The 18,566-nt window shown below is 65.0% G+C and carries 15 protein-coding genes and 2 pseudogenes; 6 read left to right on the forward strand and 11 right to left on the reverse strand.

Annotation, left to right across the window (positions count from 1 at the left end):
* Positions 1 to 8: 8 nt before the first annotated feature.
* The 6 genes from ACFFUC_RS15930 to dusB all read right to left on the reverse strand — a co-directional run bounded on the left by ACFFUC_RS15930 (position 9) and on the right by dusB (position 7,918).
* Positions 9 to 410, reverse strand: a complete 402-nt coding sequence (locus ACFFUC_RS15930) for a DoxX family protein (RefSeq protein WP_377687832.1) — start codon at positions 408 to 410, stop codon at positions 9 to 11.
* Between the two features lie 69 nt (positions 411 to 479).
* The gene (ntrX, locus tag ACFFUC_RS15935; RefSeq protein ID WP_377687833.1) at positions 480 to 1,868 is read right to left on the reverse strand and encodes a nitrogen assimilation response regulator NtrX; all 1,389 of its coding nucleotides are present in this window, start codon (positions 1,866 to 1,868) and stop codon (positions 480 to 482) included.
* Positions 1,865 to 4,168: a sensor histidine kinase NtrY-like gene (locus ACFFUC_RS15940; RefSeq protein ID WP_377687834.1), complete on the reverse strand. Its 2,304-nt coding sequence runs from the start codon at positions 4,166 to 4,168 to the stop codon at positions 1,865 to 1,867. Before ACFFUC_RS15940 ends, ntrX begins: the two co-directional genes overlap by 4 nt.
* Positions 4,169 to 4,210: 42 nt before the next feature.
* Positions 4,211 to 5,722 (reverse strand): response regulator, encoded by a 1,512-nt coding sequence (locus ACFFUC_RS15945; protein ID WP_377687835.1) that lies wholly within the window; start codon positions 5,720 to 5,722, stop codon positions 4,211 to 4,213.
* 10 nt (positions 5,723 to 5,732) lie between these two features.
* Positions 5,733 to 6,857: a two-component system sensor histidine kinase NtrB gene (locus ACFFUC_RS15950; protein ID WP_377687836.1), complete on the reverse strand. Its 1,125-nt coding sequence runs from the start codon at positions 6,855 to 6,857 to the stop codon at positions 5,733 to 5,735.
* Positions 6,854 to 7,918, reverse strand: coding sequence for a tRNA dihydrouridine synthase DusB (gene dusB / locus ACFFUC_RS15955; RefSeq protein WP_377687837.1), 1,065 nt, complete (start codon positions 7,916 to 7,918; stop codon positions 6,854 to 6,856). The genes ACFFUC_RS15950 and dusB overlap by 4 nt, the downstream gene beginning before the upstream one ends.
* Positions 7,919 to 8,147: 229 nt before the next feature.
* Here dusB and ACFFUC_RS15960 point away from each other — a divergent pair, with 229 nt between their 5' ends.
* The 4 genes from ACFFUC_RS15960 to ACFFUC_RS15975 all read left to right on the forward strand — a co-directional run bounded on the left by ACFFUC_RS15960 (position 8,148) and on the right by ACFFUC_RS15975 (position 13,744).
* A complete protein-coding gene (locus tag ACFFUC_RS15960) occupies positions 8,148 to 9,530 on the forward strand; it encodes an L-serine ammonia-lyase (RefSeq protein WP_377687838.1) in 1,383 nt (460 codons plus the stop codon).
* A 294-nt stretch (positions 9,531 to 9,824) separates the two neighbouring features.
* On the forward strand, positions 9,825 to 10,793 hold the full coding sequence (locus tag ACFFUC_RS15965; RefSeq protein ID WP_377687839.1) for a hypothetical protein: 969 nt from the start codon (positions 9,825 to 9,827) through the stop codon (positions 10,791 to 10,793).
* A gap of 117 nt (positions 10,794 to 10,910) precedes the next feature.
* Positions 10,911 to 13,085 carry a YjbH domain-containing protein gene (locus tag ACFFUC_RS15970; protein WP_377687840.1) on the forward strand — a complete coding sequence of 725 codons (2,175 nt, stop codon included), beginning with the start codon at positions 10,911 to 10,913 and terminating at the stop codon, positions 13,083 to 13,085.
* A complete protein-coding gene (locus tag ACFFUC_RS15975; RefSeq protein ID WP_377687841.1) occupies positions 13,082 to 13,744 on the forward strand; it encodes a YjbF family lipoprotein in 663 nt (220 codons plus the stop codon). Before ACFFUC_RS15970 ends, ACFFUC_RS15975 begins: the two co-directional genes overlap by 4 nt.
* A 260-nt stretch (positions 13,745 to 14,004) precedes the next feature.
* Here ACFFUC_RS15975 and ACFFUC_RS15980 read toward each other — a convergent pair whose 3' ends face one another.
* The 4 genes and pseudogenes from ACFFUC_RS15980 to ACFFUC_RS15995 all read right to left on the reverse strand — a co-directional run bounded on the left by ACFFUC_RS15980 (position 14,005) and on the right by ACFFUC_RS15995 (position 16,736).
* Entirely contained in the window at positions 14,005 to 14,208 is a 204-nt protein-coding gene (locus tag ACFFUC_RS15980) for a hypothetical protein (protein WP_377687842.1), read from the reverse strand.
* A gap of 209 nt (positions 14,209 to 14,417) precedes the next feature.
* The gene (locus tag ACFFUC_RS15985) at positions 14,418 to 15,206 is read right to left on the reverse strand and encodes an iron chelate uptake ABC transporter family permease subunit (protein WP_377687843.1); all 789 of its coding nucleotides are present in this window, start codon (positions 15,204 to 15,206) and stop codon (positions 14,418 to 14,420) included.
* A 154-nt stretch (positions 15,207 to 15,360) separates the two neighbouring features.
* Positions 15,361 to 16,089, reverse strand: a pseudogene (locus ACFFUC_RS15990) (metal ABC transporter ATP-binding protein); the annotation flags it as partial.
* 89 nt (positions 16,090 to 16,178) lie between these two features.
* Positions 16,179 to 16,736 carry a Fur family transcriptional regulator gene (locus tag ACFFUC_RS15995; protein WP_377687844.1) on the reverse strand — a complete coding sequence of 186 codons (558 nt, stop codon included), beginning with the start codon at positions 16,734 to 16,736 and terminating at the stop codon, positions 16,179 to 16,181.
* 82 nt (positions 16,737 to 16,818) lie between these two features.
* On the opposite strand from ACFFUC_RS15995, the gene ACFFUC_RS16000 reads away from it, so the two are divergent.
* Together ACFFUC_RS16000 and hemP are read left to right on the forward strand one after the other, a co-directional pair.
* Positions 16,819 to 17,862 (forward strand): zinc ABC transporter substrate-binding protein, encoded by a 1,044-nt coding sequence (locus ACFFUC_RS16000; protein WP_377687845.1) that lies wholly within the window; start codon positions 16,819 to 16,821, stop codon positions 17,860 to 17,862.
* Positions 17,863 to 18,034: 172 nt separating this feature from the next.
* Positions 18,035 to 18,211 (forward strand): hemin uptake protein HemP, encoded by a 177-nt coding sequence (hemP, locus tag ACFFUC_RS16005; protein ID WP_377687846.1) that lies wholly within the window; start codon positions 18,035 to 18,037, stop codon positions 18,209 to 18,211.
* A gap of 160 nt (positions 18,212 to 18,371) precedes the next feature.
* Here hemP and ACFFUC_RS16010 read toward each other — a convergent pair.
* A pseudogene (locus ACFFUC_RS16010) lies at positions 18,372 to 18,566 on the reverse strand (hypothetical protein); the annotation flags it as partial.

An 18,566-nucleotide genomic window follows, 5' to 3' on the forward strand; every position in this document is an offset into this window, starting at 1 on the left:
CGCCCCTCTTATTGCGGCGTCGAGCTTCCGAAAAGGCCGATCAGGGCATCGAGGCTGATCGGCCCCGGACCCGCAAAGGTGAAATAGAGGAAGATGAAGCAGAAAAGAACCGAAGCCTCGCCGCCGTTGAGCACCGGATAGAAGTCCTTGCGGGCGTGGCCGACGAAATAGGCAAAGGCGCATAACCCCGAGGCGATGAAGGTTGCCGGCTGGGTGAAAAGCCCGATGGTGATCAGACCGCCCGCGACCAGCTCGATCACGCCGGCGACCCAATAGATCGAAAACAGCGTCGGACGATGCTCGGATTCGGGAAAGCCGAGGAATTTCATCGTGCCGTGGCACAGCAAAAGCGCCCCCACCATGATCCGCAGCAGACTGAGCATATAGGGCGTATAGGCACTGAGATCCATGAGCTGCTCCCGGCAAGCAATTGTGGTTTCTGCCACAATTCTCTCACCGAGAGCGCGCTAGCGAAAGGCCTATTTGCCCATGACCTCTTCCTCGATGCGGACACCGCCGACCACACCCAGCGATTTCAGCTTGCGGTGCAGCGCCGAGCGCTCCATGCCGACGAATTGCGCTGTGCGGCTGATGTTGCCGCCGAAACGGTTGATCTGGGCCAGAAGATATTCGCGCTCGAACAGCTCGCGCGCCTCGCGCAGCGCAAGGCTGGTGATCTGGGGACCGAGCGCCAGGGCGTCCCCGCCCTCGGACGAACCGTTCTGCGTCTCCAGCTCGACCGGCTGGATCGGGCCGGTGCCGTCGCCGAGGATCAGCACGCGCTCGATCACGTTGCGCAGCTGGCGGATATTGCCCGGCCAGCGCATCGCCTGAAGCGCGGCGATGGTTTCCTCGGGCAATTCGCGCAAGGGCAGGCCCTGCGAGCTGTGGAAGCCCGCGACGAAATGCTCGGCCAGCATGGCGATATCCTCGCGCCGCTCCGACAGCGAAGGCACCGCGATCGGCACGACATTCAGGCGGTCGTAAAGCTCCTGACGGAAACGGCCGGCGGCGATTTCCGCGGTCAGATCGCGATTGGTCGAGGAAATCACCCGCAGATCGACCCGCACCTTGTCGGTGCCGCCGGCGCGGGTGAATTGCTGCTCGGTCAGCACGCGCAGCAATTTGGGCTGCGTGCCGGGCGGCATATCGGCGACCTCGTCAAAATAGACCACGCCGCCATGCGCCTGTTCGAGCAGGCCGGTCTCGATCCCGCGCTCGGAGGTCTCGCGCCCGAACAGCACATCCTCCATGCGCTCGGGCTCGATCGTGGCCGAGGATACGACGATGAAAGGCTCCTGCGCACGCGGCGAATTGGCGTGGATATAGCGCGCGGCCAGCTCTTTGCCCGCCCCCGGCTCGCCGGTCAGCATCACGCGGCCGTTCGATTTCGCAACCTTGTCGAGCTGGTCGCGCATCCGTTTGAACGAGGTCGCATTACCCAGCATTTCGGCGGCCTTGGTCTCGCCGCGCTTGAGCGTCGCATTCTCGCGGCGCAGGCGGTTGGTCTCCATCGCGCGCGAGATCACCACCATGAGTTGGTCGATATTGAAGGGCTTTTCGATGAAATCGTAGGCGCCCTGCCGGATCGCGGCGACGGCGATCTCGATATTGCCGTGGCCCGAAATGATGACGACCGGCACGTCGGGATTGTTGCGTTTGACCTGTTTGAGGATGTCGATCCCGTCCATCTTGCTGTCTTTCAGCCAGATATCGAGGATCATAAGCGCGGGCTCCGCCGTATTGATCTCGGCAATCGCCTGATCGGAATTCGCCGCCATCCGCGTGGCGAATCCTTCATCCCTCAGGATATCCGAAACCAGTTCGCGGATGTCCTTTTCGTCGTCGACAATCAGAATATCGCTCATTTTACTGCTTCCTGCTCGGTTTTGTTATGCCGCCGGTTGGCCGTCCGGACAGCTTGTCGTTCTCGCAAAAGCCGGACCTCGGCCATGGCCCCATGCCCTTCGGGCGCATCGGTCAGAACAAGGCTGCCGCCATGTTCCTCGACGATTTTCTTGACGATCGGCAGACCGAGACCGGTCCCGCCCTGTTTGAGGGTGACATAGGGCTCGAAGAGCCGCGAACGGTCCTCGGGCAGACCCGGGCCGTTGTCGATGATGCGCACCGAGACATGATCGGGGGTAACCGCCATATCGACGCGGATGGCGGGTTGCCATCCATCGGGTGCTTCGGGCGCGAATTCGTCCACCGCCTCGCCCGCGTTTTTGAGCAGGTTGGTAAACACCTGCATCATCATGCCGGGGTCGCAATCGACCTTGACCGGCTGATCGGGAATATCCGTGACCAAAGCGCCGTGCAAAGCATCCTGCTGCATCACCGTCGCATCGCGCAAAAGCTTGGCGAGATCGGTTTCCTGCCGGTCGGGCTCGGGCATGCGCGCGAAACGCGAGAACTCGTCGACGATGCGGCGCAGGTCGTTGGTCTGGCGGATGATGACGCCGGTATATTGGTCCAGCGCCTCGAGATCCTCGCCCGAGGCGAGCTTGCCGAATTTGCGCTTGATGCGCTCGGCCGAAAGCTGGATCGGGGTCAACGGGTTCTTGATCTCGTGGGCCACGCGCCGCGCGACATCGCCCCATGCCGCCATGCGCTGCGCGGAAACCAGATCGGTCACATCGTCGAAGGTCACGACATAGCCTTCAAGCCCGCCCGCCGCGCCGCGCCGGATGGCGATGCGCACCAGAAGGCTCTCGATCTGGCCGCTACGCGAGAGGCGGATCTCGTCCTGCACCACCTCGGAGACGGTCTGGCCCTGTGCCAGCCGCTCGAAAAGGGGCGCGAATTCGGGCACGGCATCGGCCAGAAGCCGGTCGTGGTCGCGCGCCGGATCAAGGCTGAGGACACGCACGGCCGAACGGTTGATGAAGTCGATCTCTCCCGCCGCATCCAGCCCGATCACACCCGCCGTCACCGAAGACAGCACGGAATCAAACAGGCGGCGCTGTTCTTCGGCGGCGCCATAGCTTTTCATCAGCTCGACCCTTTGGGTTTTGAGCTGGCGGGTCATGCGGTTGAAGGACTGGCCCAAAGTCTGGATCTCGTCGCCGGTATCGGCCTCGGGGATCTGGAGATCGAGATTGCCCTCGCCGACCTCGACCGACGCGGCGGCCAGCCGTCCGATCGGGCGCGAGAGGCGCTCGGCGAACCACAGGCCCAGCCAGATCGCGGCTGCGACCAGCAAAAGCGCAAAGCCGAGATAGAGCAGCGAGAAATCGAACAGCACCCGCCCGCGCTCCTGTTCGAGGCGCTGGTAATCGCCGACCGTCTGGCGGGTGTCGTCCAGCAGCCCCAGCAATTTGCCGTCGACATCGCGGGTCACATAAAGGAAGCGGTCGGCCAAAGGCGACAGCGGCACGAGGGCGCGGAATTCGTTGTTGGGCCAATCCTCGATCAGCTCCATCCCCTCGGCCGTGGCGAGGTCGAATTGCTCCTGCGTGGGCATTTCGTACCAGAACTGGTAGCTGCGCTCACCCCGCGCGCGGATCGTGCCGCGACCGTCGATGACATAGGCCTCGCGCAGACCGCGCTGGATCAGCGCCTGCCCCTGCCCCAAGAGCATCCGCATCTCGCCGTCGTCGAGCATGGGATTTTCGCGCGCAGCCTGCCGCAGCGCGCCGGCGAGAAGCTGGGCGTCATTGGTCAGGTCGCGGCGGTGCTCTTCCTGATAGGCCTCGGCCGCGGCAAGCGAGCTCGAGACCACCGATTGCACGCGGTTCGAGAACCAGCCCTCGAGACCGATGGTGAAGGTCAGCCCCGCGAAAACCGCGACCAGCACCGTCGGAAACAGCGCGACCGCCGCGAAGACGCCGACAAGCCGCATGTGGAGCCGCGAACCCGCCGCCGATTTGCGCCGCGCGGCCACGATCTGGACCATGCGGGACGTCACCAGACCTGTCAGCAAAATCAGATAGATAAGGTCGCAAAGCAGGATCAGGCGCAGCGCGATATCGCCGCTGTCCTGCCCGATCTCGCCCATGACGAAAAAGGTCAGCACCGCAAGGACCGGTCCAAGCACGACCAGTCCCAGCGCAGAAATATTCTGAAGCCGGCGTTGGCGCCGCAGGCGCTCCAGCCGGGCCCAGGTTCGTTTCGACAACGTTCCCGACAACTGTTCCGTCTCCGCCACCGCTTTGCGCGGTTCCATTGTGGCCTCAGCGCGACTATTGCGCGACCATCTGTGGCGGTTTTACATCAGCTTGCGGCGTCTTGTCACCTCGATATTAAGCTCGGTGAGCTTCTTGCGCAGAGTATTGCGGTTTATACCGAGCAAATCGGCACATCTCAGCTGGTTTCCGCCGGTCGCATCGAGCGCGATCTGGAGCAACGGACGCTCGACCTCGGTGATGATGCGGTCGTAAAGGCCGGGCGGCGGCAGATGGTCGCCGTGTAGGTCGAAATAGCGCTGGAGGTGCATTTCCACCGATTGCGCCAAGGGCGAAGCCGCCGGATCGCCGGCGCGCGTCCCGGCGGGCGCGAAGACCGTTGGCTCGACCGGCACCGGATAGGGCGCGGCACCCGCCAAGGGGCGCGGCTGATGCGGGGCGGGAACCACGGCGGGCGCCGATTGGGCCAGAGCGGTCTCGACCTCGGCCAGCGAGATCTCGTTGCCCGCAGCCGTCAACGCCAACCGGCGCATGAGGTTTTCCAGCTCGCGGACATTGCCCGGGAAAGCATAGGCGCGCACGGCGGCCATCGCCGCATCCGAGAGATGGCGCAGCGGCAGGCCATGGGCGCTGGCGCGGGCCAGCAAATGGCGCGCGAGCGGCGGGATGTCGTCGACGCGGGCCCGCAGCGGCGGCACGGTGATCGTGACCCCCGCAAGCCGATAGTAAAGATCGGCCCGCAGCCTGCCCGAGGCGACATCGGCCTGCGGCTCTGCCGAGGTGGTCGAAACAAGACGCGGCGCATGAACACGGTCCGAGCCCGTCTCCCAGCTTTCGATGAAACCGATCAGCCGCGCCTGTGCGGCGCTGTCCAAAGCGGCCGGATCCTCGATCAGCAGCGTGCCGCCCCAGGCGCGTTCGCGGGCGCGCTGGATCGCGGCCTCGCTGGTATCGGCAGAGGTCAGGATCGCGAAACCCGCATCCTTGCGGTCCGAGAAATCGTGGAAAGAGCGCGCAACCATCGTCTTGCCGACGCCCGCCTCGCCCGCGACGATCACCGGCAGATCGGCATTGAGCACCCGCGCCACCATGCGAAACAGGTTCTGCATCGCGGGGGCATGACCGATCAGCGGCAGCTCGGGATCGCTGACTCCCGCCGCCGCGTCGGAGGGCGCGGGCATCGCCGCTCCCGCATGGGCCGCGCCTTCGTCGGCCGGGCGGAGCTTGCGCGGGCGGCGCGCCAGAGCCTCGCCCGAGCGCGCCATGAGGTCGGGCAGGTCGAAGGGTTTGGGCAGATAGTCGAAGGCCTCGGCCTCGGTGGCGCGGATCGCCGTCACGATGGTGTTTTGCGCCGAGATCACGATGACCGGCAAATCGGGCCGCAGTTTGCGGATCGCGGGGATGGTGTCGATGCCGTTGCCGTCGGGCATCATGACATCGGTAATGACCAGATCGGCGCGGCCTTCCTCGACCCAGCGCAGGAGCTGGGCAAGGCTTCCGGTGGCATGGACGCGGCAACCCGCCCGCGTCAGCGCCTGCGTCAGGACCGTGCGGATGGTGCGGTCGTCATCGGCAATCAGAACGGTTCCATCCATGGCGGTATCCTTAAGCTTTTGCGAGAGAAATTCGAAAGACCGTACGGCCCGGACGCGAGTCCGCATGCAGCCATGCGCCGTGATCGGTCAAAATCTTGCTGACCAGCGCGAGGCCAAGCCCCGTGCCGTTTTCGCGGCCCGAAACGAAGGGCTCGAAGACCTGATCGGCGATCGCGTCGGGGATGCCCGGCCCGTCGTCCTCGATCTCGATCTGGAGCGGCAGCGCGAGGCCGGCCGGACGGTCCTCGGTCGGGGAGATGCGCAAAGTGCCGTCGTAAAAGCTGCGCAGCCGGATCGTGCCGTCCGAGCGGCCCGCGCGTTGCAGCGCCTCGGCCGCGTTTTTGACGAGGTTAAGACAGACCTGCACCAGCTGGTCGCTATCGGCCAAAGCGGGCGGCAGCGAAGGGTCGTAATCGGTCACGAGCCGCATCCCGCGCGCAAATCCCACCGAAGCCGAGCGCCGCACCCGTTCGAGCACGTCATGGATATTGACCGGCCCGAGTCGGGGCGCGGAGGTATCGCCGAACCGCTCGACCTGTTCGAGCAGCGCCACGATCCGGCGCGATTCCGCGACAATGAGATCTGCGAGGTCGCGGTCCTCTTCGGAGAGGTTCATCGCCAGAAGCTGCGCCGCGCCGCGGATTCCGGCCAAAGGGTTCTTGATCTCGTGGGCGAGCATATCGGCCATGCCGATCGCGGTCCGCGCCGCAGAGCGCACAGCGACCCCCTGCCCCAGCCGCGCCGCGCCGTCGGTCTGGGCGATCAGCACCATGACCCCGCCCTCGGGGCTGGCGACGGGGCCGAGATGGACGGTCGCAATATGGTCGACATGGCCGCCGGCGCGGTCGCCGATTTCGAAACGCAGGCCGGTGCGGGTCAGCGCCTCGTGACCGTCGCGCGCCCGTGCCAAAAGCGGCGCCAGCGGCGGCACGATGCGCAGCCGCGAGGTGATGGCCGCGCCTTCAAGCTCCTGCCCGAGCGCGGATCTGGCGGAAAGGTTGAGAAAGGGCTCGGCCAGATCGCTCATCGCGGCAATCCTGCCCTCGCCGTCAATGATCAGCGCCGGAAGCGGCAGCCCGGACCAGTTCGGCCCGATTTCGGCCGGAAGGAAAAAAGGCTGCCGGCTTGCGCTCATGCGGAAAGCCTTTCGGGCTGGTTCTGGTCGTTCTCTGCCTCGCCCGCTTCGACAAGCGGATGGCCGGGCGCATCGGCAAAGCCCGCGCGGATCGCGGCAATCGTCGCCTCGATGCTGGGCGTGCGCAGCAATTCGGCACGGTTCGGCGCGCCGTTGGCATCGGCATACCAGCCCAGATGCTTGCGGGCGACGCGCAGGCCGAGCTCGGGCCCGTAAAGCGACAGGATATCGCGGTAATGTTCCTCGATCGCGGCAACCAGCGCCGCGCCGAGCGGGACGACAGGCGCGGGCGTGCCCCAAAGTTCATGCGCGATCTGCGCCAGACGCCACGGCGCGCCCTGCGCGCCGCGACCGACCATTACCGCGTCGGCCCCGGACGCGGCCAGCGCCGCCCGTGCCGAAGCCGCATCGATGATGTCGCCATTGGCGACCAGCGGCACCGGCTGCGCAACCAAAGCATCGCGCACCACGCGGATTGCCGACCAATCGGCATGGCCTTTGTAGAATTGCGCCCGTGTCCGGCCGTGGACCGTGATCATGCGCACACCAGCACCCACCGCGCGCACCGCAAGCTCGGGCGCGTTCAGGCAATCGCTGTCCCAGCCCAGCCGCATCTTGAGCGTCACCGGCAGATCGACCGCGCCGACCACCGCATCGACCAGCCGCAACGCATGGTCGAGATCGCGCATCAGCGCCGACCCCGACAGCCCGCCCGTCACCTTCTTGGCCGGACAGCCCATGTTGATGTCGATGATGCGCGCACCCATATCCGCGACGATTTTCGCGGTTTCGGCCATCGCCCCTGCCTCGCGTCCGGCGATCTGAACCGAGACCGGCAGAACGCCCTCGGTCAGCGCCTTGGCGCGGACGGCGGCGCGGTTCGAGGGCCGCTCGGTCACCATTTCGGACGAAGCGACCATCTCGCTGACCATCAGCCCCGCACCACCGTGACGCGCCACCGCGCGGCGGAAAGGCAGATCGGTGATGCCCGCCATCGGCGCCAAAAAGATCGGCGCGCCAAGCGGGATATCCCCCAGAAGGATCGGCTCGGGCAAAGTCATGGGCTTCTCGTTAATTTTCCGTGAGCGCCAGCGGAAGCGAAGGCAGTCCACCGCAGGCCGCGATTCCGGCTAGACCAACAGATTTGCCCGATTTAAATGCAAATTGCACGAAAAACGGGCAGCTTGTCCCTAACCAAATGTCGCAGCTTTGCTTTGAACCCGTCGCATACGGGCTGGCAAGCCTTAGATAGAATGGGCAGTCTGGCGACTGAAGTGAAGGAGACGCGCAATGTTCTTGTCGGTATTCGACATGTTCAAGATCGGGGTCGGACCGTCCTCGTCCCATACGATGGGGCCAATGGTTGCGGGGGCAAGGTTCCTCGACAAACTCCGGGCGCAGCCCTTCAAGGCCTACGGGCTGCGCGCCAGCCTGCACGGCAGCCTCGCCTTTACCGGCAAAGGCCATGCGACCGACCGCGCGACGATTCTGGGGCTCGCGGGCTTTGTTCCGGCGACGCTCGACGCCGAGAAGGCCGAGGCCGCGCTGGCCGCGAACCGCGAGACGCGCATCCTCGCCCCCGAAGGTCTGGGTGATCTGGTCTTCGATCCCGAAAAGGATCTGGTTTTCGATTACGACCGCGCTTTGCCCGGTCATGCCAACGGCATGATGCTGTTCGCGACCGACAGTCAGGGCGACGTTATCATTCAGGAGACCTATTACTCGATCGGCGGCGGCTTCGTCATGACCGAGGCGGAGCTTGCCTCCAAGGGCGACGACACCCGCACGGATGCGACCCCGCGCGTGCCCTATCCTTTCGCTCTGGCCAGCGAGATGCTGGAAATGGCCGAAAAATCGGGCAAAAGCATCGCCCAGATGAAGATGGAAAACGAGCGCGCCTATCGCTCCGAGCCCGAAATCCGCGACGGGATCCTCAAGATCTGGCAGGTGATGCGCGATTGCATGGACCGCGGTCTGACAACGGGCGGCACGCTTCCGGGCGGGCTCAATATCCGCCGCCGCGCGCCCGCGATCCTTGAAAGCCTCAAGCGAGAGGCGGGGATGAACCTGACTGCGCCCCATGTCATCAACGACTGGATGTCGACCTATGCGATGGCGGTGAACGAGGAAAACGCCGCCGGTGGTCAGGTCGTGACCGCGCCGACCAACGGCGCGGCGGGCGTAGTTCCGGCAGTGATCCGCTATTGGCTCGACCATGTTCCGGGCGCGTCCGAGCGCAATATCCCCGACTTCCTGCTGACGGCGGCGGCGATCGGCGGGCTGGTCAAGCACAATGCCTCCATCTCGGGGGCGGAGTGCGGCTGTCAGGCCGAGGTCGGCTCGGCCGCTGCAATGGCCGCGGCAGGGTTGGCGGCGGTTCTGGGCGGCACGGTCGAGCAGGTTGAAAACGCGGCGGAAATCGCGCTGGAACATCATCTCGGGATGACATGCGATCCGGTCAAAGGGCTGGTGCAGGTACCGTGTATCGAGCGCAACGGCCTTGGCGCGATCAAGGCGGTCTCGGCCGCGAGCCTTGCCCTGCGCGGCGACGGCAAACATTTCGTGCCGCTTGATGCCGCGATCGAGACGATGCGCCAGACCGGCGCAGACATGTCGGAGAAATACAAGGAAACCTCGCTCGGCGGGCTGGCGGTCAACGTCCCGAACTGCTGAGAAGGCCGCAGGTGCAACAACGGGCCGCGCGGGCACCATCGCCCGCCGCCCGCCCCTTGGCGTTGTGTGCAAGCACCTTGGCGTTGCGATAACGCAGCCGTGAGAGGACGCCAATCGCGCCGCGCATACCCCCGACAATCGGGCAATCGGCCACAAAAGCCGCGGCTGTACTGCGCTTTTGCGGTCGCGCTTTCGGCATGTGCTCGCCCATATGATCTATCTGTTCTTGCTCCACGGCGGGGGTTCCTGTAGCGAGGAATAAAACAAAACCCACAGGAACCGGGACACGCGATCATGAAATTCCGCCCAGCATTTGCCGTGCTGTCGATGACCTTGGCGCTTGCCGCATGCGGTGGCGAACTGCCTTGGGAAAAGAAGGCCGCCGAGCCGGAGGCCCAGGGCCATTCGGGCCCGCCGACGGTCTCTCCGATTGATCAGCCGATCGAAACCGGCACCACGGGCGTCGCGATCTCCACCGCCGAAGCCTCGACCATGGCCACGAACATGTTCCGCGCCTCGGGTCAGGGCTGGGTTGCCACCGCCGGTGCCAAGTCCGTCGTCTACGAGCGTCCCGGCCAGAAGTCGGTCGGCGTCGCCACCCGCCGCATGACCTATGGCAAAGGCGTCGAATTCATCGGCGTCATGAGCGGCCGTCCCTTTGCGCTCAACATCCAGGCGGCGGAATGCACCGATGCCTCGGGCGCCAAACAACCCTTTACCGCGCGTCTGAGCACGGCCGGCGGCAAGATGAACGGCTGCGCCTCGGCGACCGATGTCATGCCGAAAGCCCAGACCCAAGCCTCGAGCGCGACCGCCAAGCCGAAAGCCGCAGCCCCCAAAGCCGCGCCGAAAGCGGCAGCGCCGGCAGCAGCCGCGGCCGCAACCACGGACACGGGCAGCACCGAGACGACGACGCCCGCGACCACCACGCCCGCGACGACTCCGGCTCCGGCGACCACCGCACCGGCGGCAACGACGCCCGCACCGGCCGTGACCGCACCGGCAGTCGATGCACCGGCAACTCCGGCGACTCCGGCGACTCCGGCACCCGCAAGCGACGCTCCGGCTGCAGCGGGAACCACCACGACGCCGGCAACCCCGGCACCGGCAACCCCGGCACCGGCGACGACCACGCCTGCACCGGCCGCTCCTGTGGTGACGGCTCCGGTCATTCCGGCACCTGTCGTCACGGCCCCCGTCGTCACGCCCGCACCGGCTGCGACACCTTCGACCGAGGGCGAGGCTGCGGGCAGCGCGAACTAAGCGCCGTCCGTTTTTGTCCGATCCTGTTTGATCCGCGCGGAGCTCCAGACCTTCCGGGCGGATCACCCACTTAAACCACTCTGCCCGGGAACCTGCGCGCCCCGAGAGGACCAACCAATGCCCATGCACTCGCCCCTGATCCGTCGATTGCTGACCTCGGCCCTGCCTGTGTCCATGCTGCTGGCCTCGGCCGCAGGTCCCACCAGTGCCGATCCGATGATCGGCACCGTGATGAACAGCTACGGCCTGCCCGGCGGGGTCGAGACCCCGACCGCCGAGGCCCTTCCCGACGGCACCCTTGGCGGAACGATTTCGGTCAACGAGCTCGCGCGCCGCAACAACCTTGTGTTCCAGCTCCACCCCCGCATCACCGGCGCCCTGCGCTATTCGCGGGTCGAGGGGATCAACGACCACAACGAGCTCGGCGGCCATATCTGGGACCGCTCGTTCGACTTCCGCTACCAGTTCCTCGACGAACAGGGCTGGCGTCCGGCAATGGCGGTCGGCCTGCAGGACTTCATGGGTACCGGCGTCTATTCGGGCGAATATATCGTTGCGACCAAGAACCTGACCCCGCGTTTGCGCGCCACGCTCGGCGTGGGCTGGGGCCGTCTGGGCGGCGACCAGCGCGCGCTCGACTTCGACGAGGGCGGCAAGCCCAATATCGACGACTGGTTCAGCGGCTCGGCCCGCCCCTTCGGCTCGCTGGCCTTTCAGGCAACCGACAAGATCATGCTGGTCGCCGAATATTCCAACGACGAATATGCCCGTGAAACCGAGGCCGGTTTCGAGGAAGCGCCGGGCAATCAGGTCAACCTCGGCGCCTATTACACCTTCGATCAGGGCTATCAGCTGGGGCTTTACACCCTTGGCGGCGACAAGTTCGGCGCGCAGTTCAGCGTCGCGCTGAACCCGCGCAACGCGCCCTATCCCTCGGGTCTGGAGAAAGCACCCGCGCCGGTACGTCCGCGCGTCGCGCCTTCGGCCGATCCCGAAGGTTGGGCAGGCCATTGGGCTCAAGACCCGACCGCACAGCCCGCGATCCAGAAATCGCTTGGCGACGCGCTCGCCGGCGAGGGCCAGCAGCTTGAAGCCATGGCGCTTTCGGCCAACCGTGCCGAGGTCCGCATCAACAACACCCGCTACATCCAGCAGGCCGAGGCCATCGGCCGCACCGCCCGCCTGATGAGCCGTGCGCTGCCGCCTTCGGTGGAAACCTTCGTCATCACCTCGACCAGCAGCGGCATGGCGACTTCGTCGGTGACGCTGAAACGCTCGGATGTCGAGCGGCTCGAGAATACCGAGGCCGGCCAGATCGCCGCCGTCGCGCAACTGACCGATGCCAATCCGCGCCCTGCCGACATGATCGAGACCGAGGATTTCTATCCGCGTTTCCGCTGGCGCCTCGGCCCCTATCTCGACATCGGCATCTTCGATCCGCAGGATCCGCTGCGCTATGAAGCCGGCGCCGAACTCCGCGCCAGCTACGAGTTTTCGCCCGGCCTCGTGCTGAGCGGCGCCGTCCGCCAGCGCGCGCTCGGCAATATGAAGCAGCGCGGCCCGGGCATCCCCGGCCAGCGCGGCGAGCATTACACCCCCGAGGAATATGTCGCCAATCCGGCGAACGAGTATTTCAACGGCGTGCCGCGCGTGCGTTCGGATACGCGGATGTATACCGGCAACCACAATCCGACCGTGCCCGAGCTGACGCTGGCCTGGTATGCCCAGCCCAGCAGCACGATCTACAGCCGCGTCACCGTCGGTCTGCTCGAGCGTGCCTATGGCGGTGCTTCGGGCGAGATGCTGTGGAAACGCGCCGACGCGCCCTTCGCCGTCGGCGTCGAGGTCAACCGCGTGCGCAAGCGCGACTTCGAAAAACCCTTCGAATTCCGCGATTACGAAGTCACGACCGGCATGGTCTCGTTCTATTACGAGCTGGGCGAGAACTACACCGCGCAGCTTGATGTCGGCAAATATCTCGCCGGCGACAAAGGGGCGACGATCAGCCTGACGCGCGAATTCGCCAACGGCTGGCGCATCGGCGCTTTCGCCACCAAGACCGACCTGAGCGACGAGGAATTCGGCGAGGGCTCCTTCGACAAGGGCATCACGCTGTCGGTTCCGATCTCCTGGGCGACCGGCTCGCCGTCGCGCGACCGCGCCAGCACCGAGCTCAGCTCGCTCTCGCGTGATGGTGGTGCGAAGGTCAATGTCAAAGGCCGGCTCTACGACAAGGTGCGCGACGCGCAATCTGTGAAACTCTACGACGGCTGGGGAAGGTTCTGGCGATGATCTCGGGACGCAAACACAAGCTCGCACTTGCGGCGGCGCTGATCACAACGCTGACCGCCTGCGGCAACGATACCTCGAGCAATGACGCCAATCCGGTGATGATTGCGGGCCAGATCGCCAAGGGGCTTGCCCAGCAGGCCACCAGCAAGGACCAGCCCGCCGCCGCCGCGCGCAGCCCCGAACAAATGGCTGCCGAGGCGATGTCGGTCAACAAAGGGCCGCTGGTGCTGGTCGGCTTTGAATCGCTTGGCCGCAATCAGGTCATGGCGATGACCGGGCAGAACGGTCCGACGCGCACCTATATGGCCCCCTCGGAAGAGGCGGTCATCCTGCGCGGCGGCATGCTGGTCGGAACGCGCGGCCTCGGCAACGACCTGTCGGTCGCCGAAGCGCCGCAGATCGAGGCTTTGGTGCGCGCGGGCCGTGCGGGTCAGGGCCAGCGGGTGATGCGCTACTTTACCGGAGACGGCAAAGAGCGCCCGCTCATCTTCACCTGCTCGGTCGGACCGGGCCCGAAAGCCGGCGTTCAGGTCGAAAGCTGCGAGGGCCACGGCGCCACGTTCCAGAACAGCTATATCGCCCAAGGCGGCCAGATCATCGTCTCGCGCCAATGGGTCGGCCCCAATCTGGGCTATATCACCGTCCAGACTCTGCGCTGAGCATCAGCAGGCCGAGGCCTGCGGAAACCATAGCAACCAACAAGCAAAGCCGGCCCAAGGGCCGGTTTTTGCATTGCTGCGAGGGGGATTTGGTGTTGGTTGAGGCCGCTTGTACCGGTCGGGAGCCTTCCGCTCGGGCAAGGCTCTGCGGCTCTCGTCACGCATAGGCGGATCAGCTGCAACGAGCTGCAAACAAAAGAAAAAGGGCCGCCCCGAAGGCCGGCCCTTGTTCTGTACAGAACCGAAGTCCTGTGCAGAGATTAGCTGTCGTCGTCGTCCGAAGCGACTGCAGCGATAACGCCGAGCAGCAGCAGGGCCGGGACAACCAGGCCTGCGTTCGACGACGCCGGTTTTTCTTCGACGACAACCGGCTCGACTTCGACGACCGGGGCAACGTAGCCGCCAGCGAGAGCGGTCGAAGCCGTCAGGCCCAGAGCGAGGGCGAAAGTAGCAAATTTGGTCATGATCATGCTCCGTTCAGAATTTTGAAAGCTGCTATTTCCAGCAACATCAACAGGACACTCGCATAAAGGCATGCAGTTGGAAAGCGGGATTGACTGTATACCTGCGCGGGTTTGCGCCAACTGTTGCATAATGGTCAGCACAGCTAACTGCGGGTTTAGATTGGGAAAAAGTTTCCTCACCTTTCTGTGACCGGCAAAGCACCGCCACCTTAACGAGCCTTCCTCCAACCCATTAGAGATATTGCATAAATTGCCGCCGCAGCCACGATGATCGAGGGTCCGGCGGGGGTATCGAAGCGCAGGCTCGCATTCAGGCCCGCAATCACCGAAACCGCACCAAAGAGGCTCGCGATAAAAGCCATCTGCTCGGGCGTGCGAGCGAAACCCCGCGCAGCAGCCGCAGGAATGATCAGCATGGCCGAGATCAAAAGCGCCCCGACAATGCGAATCGCAATGGCCACGACCAGTGCCATCGCAATGGCCAGAACCAGTCTTTCGACGCCCGGACGGATGCCTGCGGCCATCGCGAGCTCTTCGTTGACGGTCACGGTCACAAGCCGCTGCCAGCGCCAGATCAACACGCCCAAGACCGCGATTGCGCCGATCCAGATCCATGCGAGATCGCTCCGCCCGACCGCAAGGATATCGCCAAACAGAAACGCCTGAAGGTCGACCCTGAGGCTCGGAACGAAGCTCACGGCAACCAACCCCAGCGCCAAGGCCGAATGGGCGATCACGCCGAGCACGCTATCCATCGCCTGCCCGCGCCCCGCCAGCCAGCTCACCAGCAGCGCCATGCCGACCGCGACCAGAAGCGTGCCCATATAAAGCGGTACCGGACTGACAAAGCTGAGCGCGACGCCCAAAATCGCGGCATGGGCCAGCGAGTCGCCGAAATAGGCCATGCGGCGCCATACCACAAAAGAGCCCAAAGCGCCGGTCGCCAGCACCAGTCCGAGCCCCGCCAAGATGGCGCGGGTCATGAAATCATCGAGCATTCGTCTGGCCCTGCCTTTCGGGATCGGCATCGGTGGGGGTGTGATTCGCGCCGGATTGAGGCGCATGGCTGTCGTGATCATGGGCATGGCCATGATGGGCATGGCCGTCATGGCTATGGCCGTCGTGGGCGTGCCCGCCATGACCGTGCCCGTCGTGACTATGGCCGTCCGCGTGGTCATGATCGTGGTCGTGATGGTGCTGGTAAAGCGCGAGCATGCCTTGCGATTCCGCGCCGAACATCGCGCGATAGGCGGGCGCTGCACTCACATCCTGCGGCGTGCCCTCGCAACAGATATGCCCGTTCAGGCAGACCACGCGATCGGAGGCCCGCATCACCACCAAAAGATCGTGGCTGACCATCAGGACCGCAACGCCCGTCTCGGCGCGCACATCCTCGATCAGCTTGTAGAATCCGACCATCCCCGGTTGATCGAGCCCCTGCGTCGGCTCGTCGAGCACCAGAAGCTGCGGATCGTTGAGCAGTGCCCGCGCCAGCAAAACCCGCTGGAACTGGCCGCCCGACAGCGCGGCAAGCTGCCGGTTCTCGAGCCCCGGAACGCCCGTCCGCGCCAGCATCGCCTGCGCCTGCGCCGGATCGACGCGATTAGGCAGCGACAGGAAGCGCCCGACGGTCATCGGCATGTTGCGCTCGATATGGAGTCGCTGCGGCACATAGCCGATCCGCAGCCCCGCGCGATGCGAGACCTTGCCGCCCGAGGGCGCGAGATGGCCCAGCAGCGCGCGCACGAAGGTCGATTTCCCCGACCCGTTCGGCCCGACCACCGTCACGATTTCGCCGGGCCGGATCGCGAAAGAGACATCGTGCAGAACCGGCGCGGCGTTGCTTTGCGGACGCACCGTAAGACGGCTGGCCGAGATCAGGGGCTGCCCCCCGCCCTGCCCTATGGTTTGCCCCGCGCTCTGGTCCGCAGGGGTTGCGGCAGGCGGCAGGCCCGCGCTTTGCAATGCACTCATGCGTCCCCCGTCCCTGGGGTCGCAGCTTGCTCCTTGGCGGCTTCGGCAGCGCAGACCGAGCAGAGACCCAAGGCCTCGACCGTTGCGCGCTCGACCTGAAATCCGCCCGATTCGCCCAGATGGGCCAAGGCCTGACGCAATTCGGGCGCATCCGCTTCGGCAACCTTTTCGCAAGAGCGGCAGATCAGGAAGACCGGCGCGTGATCGCGATCGGGCGAGAGGCAGGCGGCATAGGCATTCAGGCGCTGGACGCGGTGGGCCAGACCGTTTTCGACCAGAAAATCCAGCGCGCGATAGGCCACGGGAGGCTGGTTGCCGAAACCGTCGGCTGCGAGCCGCTCGAGCACCTCGTAAGCGCCCATGGCGCGATGCGATTCGAGCAGGATCTCGAGCGCGCGCTTGCGCACCGGCGTCAGGCGCACGCCCTCGGCCTCGCTTTGCAGGATCGCACGTTCCAGCACCCGAATGGCGCAGGCGTCATGGTCGTGATCCTCGAACGGATCAACCGCGGCAGGCGGGGTCGCCGCAGGGGGCGGCACAGGTGGGGCGCTCATAATGTTATACTATCACAATTCTCTTGACTTGTTACTCTATAACATAGAACCATACCACCATTCCGCAAGTTCCGAGACGCCCATGACCCACCTTTCTCCCAGAAAATCCTCTGCTTTCCGCCGCCCGATCCGTGCCGTTCTGGCAGTGACGGGCGCAACGCTCGCGTTGGCGGCTGCCCCTGCCCTCGCCGCACCGCCGCGCGTGATCACCGATGTTCCGGTCACCGGCTCGCTCGTGGCGCAGGTCATGGGCGATCTCGCCACGCCCGAGACGCTTCTGCCCGCCGGAAGCGATCCCCATGACTACCAGCTGCGCCCGAGCCAGGCCGGTGCCTTGCAGGATGCCGATCTGCTGATCTGGGTCGGTCCCGCGCTGACCCCTTGGCTCGACCGCGCGGCGGGTAGCCTTGGCACGAACACCGAATCGCTCCAGCTTTTGGCTGTTTCGGGGGTGAAGTTGCGCGAATACGGCAACGAGGCCGCCGCAGCGCACGACCACGACCACGATCACGATCACGATCACGATCACGATCACGATCACGGTGACGCAGGCCATGAAGAGGGTCACGACCACAGCGGGGATTCCGAGGGTGCGCATGTCCATAGCGGCACCGATCCCCATGCCTGGCTCAACCCCGAGAACGGCAAGATCTGGCTTCATGCGATTGCCGATGCACTATCGACCAAAGATCCCGAAAATGCCGCGATCTATCAACGCAATGCCGGTATGGCGGCCGGTGAAATCGGCAGGATCGAAGGCGGGATCTCGGCGCGGCTTGCCTCGGCCCGTGGCAAGAAGTTCGTCGTGCTCCATGATGCCTACGGCTATTTCACCGAGCGATTCGGACTGGAGCCCGCCGTAGCCATTTCGCTCGGCGATGCCTCGACGCCCTCGGCCGCGCGTCTGCGCGAAATCAAGAGCGAGCTGGCCGCGGTGCAGGCGGTTTGCGCCTTCCCCGAACAAGGCCACGACACCCGCCTGATCGTTGCCGTGACCGAGGGTACGGCCACCCGTCAGGGTGCGGCTTTGGACCCCGAGGGCACCGCATTGAACACCGGCCCCGCGCTTTACACGGAGCTTCTGTCCAATCTCGGCAACAGTCTGGCGGAATGCCTCTCTGATTAAAATAAAAATAGTTTCAACGCCTTGCGCCGGATTTCCTCCGATCCGGCAGGGGCCATGAAGGGCGGCCGCAGAGAAATCTGCGGCCGTCTTTCAAATTCCCGACAAAATCCCTTTGACATTCCAGAGTGATTTAGTCAGATTACCCATAGCGCGACATCGAGAGGACAAGGAAATGACCGCGACACGCCCTGCCGACTTTTCCCGCCCCGGGATCACTGCATTGCACCGCCTGCCGGAACATGATGCCAACCAGCTGACCAATGGCGGCAATCAGGCGCTCATCGTCCTTGGCGATCAGGTGTACAACCTGCGCATCACCCGTGCGGGCAAACTGATCCTCACCAAGTGATTTCGAACTCTTCCTGACCGCACCCCTCTGCGGTCTCTCATGGAACGCGCTCCACTATGTCGGGGCGCGTTTCCTTTTGTGCGCGTTGCGCGGCAAGCGGCCATGAAAAATGCCGGCAAGGTTTCCCCTGCCGGCATGAACGGTTCAGATGTTTCCCGCCTTAACCGCGGGGCTTGTAGGGTGCCTTGCCGCCCGAGCGCGGACCGTTGGACGGGCCACCCGCACGCGGACCACGCGGCGCGCCGTCACGCGGAGCGTAGGGCTTGCGGTCGCCATCTTCACGCTTCGCCCAAGGCTTGCGGTCGCCATCCTGACGCGCACCGTAGGGTTTACGCTCGCCGTCGCGCGGAGCGTA

The organism is Paracoccus cavernae (genome assembly GCF_042430175.1).
In the GTDB taxonomy this organism is placed as follows: domain Bacteria; phylum Pseudomonadota; class Alphaproteobacteria; order Rhodobacterales; family Rhodobacteraceae; genus Paracoccus; species Paracoccus cavernae.

What these genes read in the sequence shown, in the direction of transcription:
- ACFFUC_RS15930 (WP_377687832.1), bottom strand. Translation starts at nt 410, where the DNA reads ATGGATCTCAGTGCCTATACGCCCTATATGCTCAGTCTGCTGCGGATC.
- ntrX (WP_377687833.1), bottom strand. Translation starts at nt 1,868, where the DNA reads ATGAGCGATATTCTGATTGTCGACGACGAAAAGGACATCCGCGAACTG.
- ACFFUC_RS15940 (WP_377687834.1), bottom strand. Translation starts at nt 4,168, where the DNA reads ATGGAACCGCGCAAAGCGGTGGCGGAGACGGAACAGTTGTCGGGAACG.
- ACFFUC_RS15945 (WP_377687835.1), bottom strand. Translation starts at nt 5,722, where the DNA reads ATGGATGGAACCGTTCTGATTGCCGATGACGACCGCACCATCCGCACG.
- ACFFUC_RS15950 (WP_377687836.1), bottom strand. Translation starts at nt 6,857, where the DNA reads ATGAGCGCAAGCCGGCAGCCTTTTTTCCTTCCGGCCGAAATCGGGCCG.
- dusB (WP_377687837.1), bottom strand. Translation starts at nt 7,918, where the DNA reads ATGACTTTGCCCGAGCCGATCCTTCTGGGGGATATCCCGCTTGGCGCG.
- ACFFUC_RS15960 (WP_377687838.1), top strand. Translation starts at nt 8,148, where the DNA reads ATGTTCTTGTCGGTATTCGACATGTTCAAGATCGGGGTCGGACCGTCC.
- ACFFUC_RS15965 (WP_377687839.1), top strand. Translation starts at nt 9,825, where the DNA reads ATGAAATTCCGCCCAGCATTTGCCGTGCTGTCGATGACCTTGGCGCTT.
- ACFFUC_RS15970 (WP_377687840.1), top strand. Translation starts at nt 10,911, where the DNA reads ATGCCCATGCACTCGCCCCTGATCCGTCGATTGCTGACCTCGGCCCTG.
- ACFFUC_RS15975 (WP_377687841.1), top strand. Translation starts at nt 13,082, where the DNA reads ATGATCTCGGGACGCAAACACAAGCTCGCACTTGCGGCGGCGCTGATC.
- ACFFUC_RS15980 (WP_377687842.1), bottom strand. Translation starts at nt 14,208, where the DNA reads ATGACCAAATTTGCTACTTTCGCCCTCGCTCTGGGCCTGACGGCTTCG.
- ACFFUC_RS15985 (WP_377687843.1), bottom strand. Translation starts at nt 15,206, where the DNA reads ATGCTCGATGATTTCATGACCCGCGCCATCTTGGCGGGGCTCGGACTG.
- ACFFUC_RS15995 (WP_377687844.1), bottom strand. Translation starts at nt 16,736, where the DNA reads ATGAGCGCCCCACCTGTGCCGCCCCCTGCGGCGACCCCGCCTGCCGCG.
- ACFFUC_RS16000 (WP_377687845.1), top strand. Translation starts at nt 16,819, where the DNA reads ATGACCCACCTTTCTCCCAGAAAATCCTCTGCTTTCCGCCGCCCGATC.
- hemP (WP_377687846.1), top strand. Translation starts at nt 18,035, where the DNA reads ATGACCGCGACACGCCCTGCCGACTTTTCCCGCCCCGGGATCACTGCA.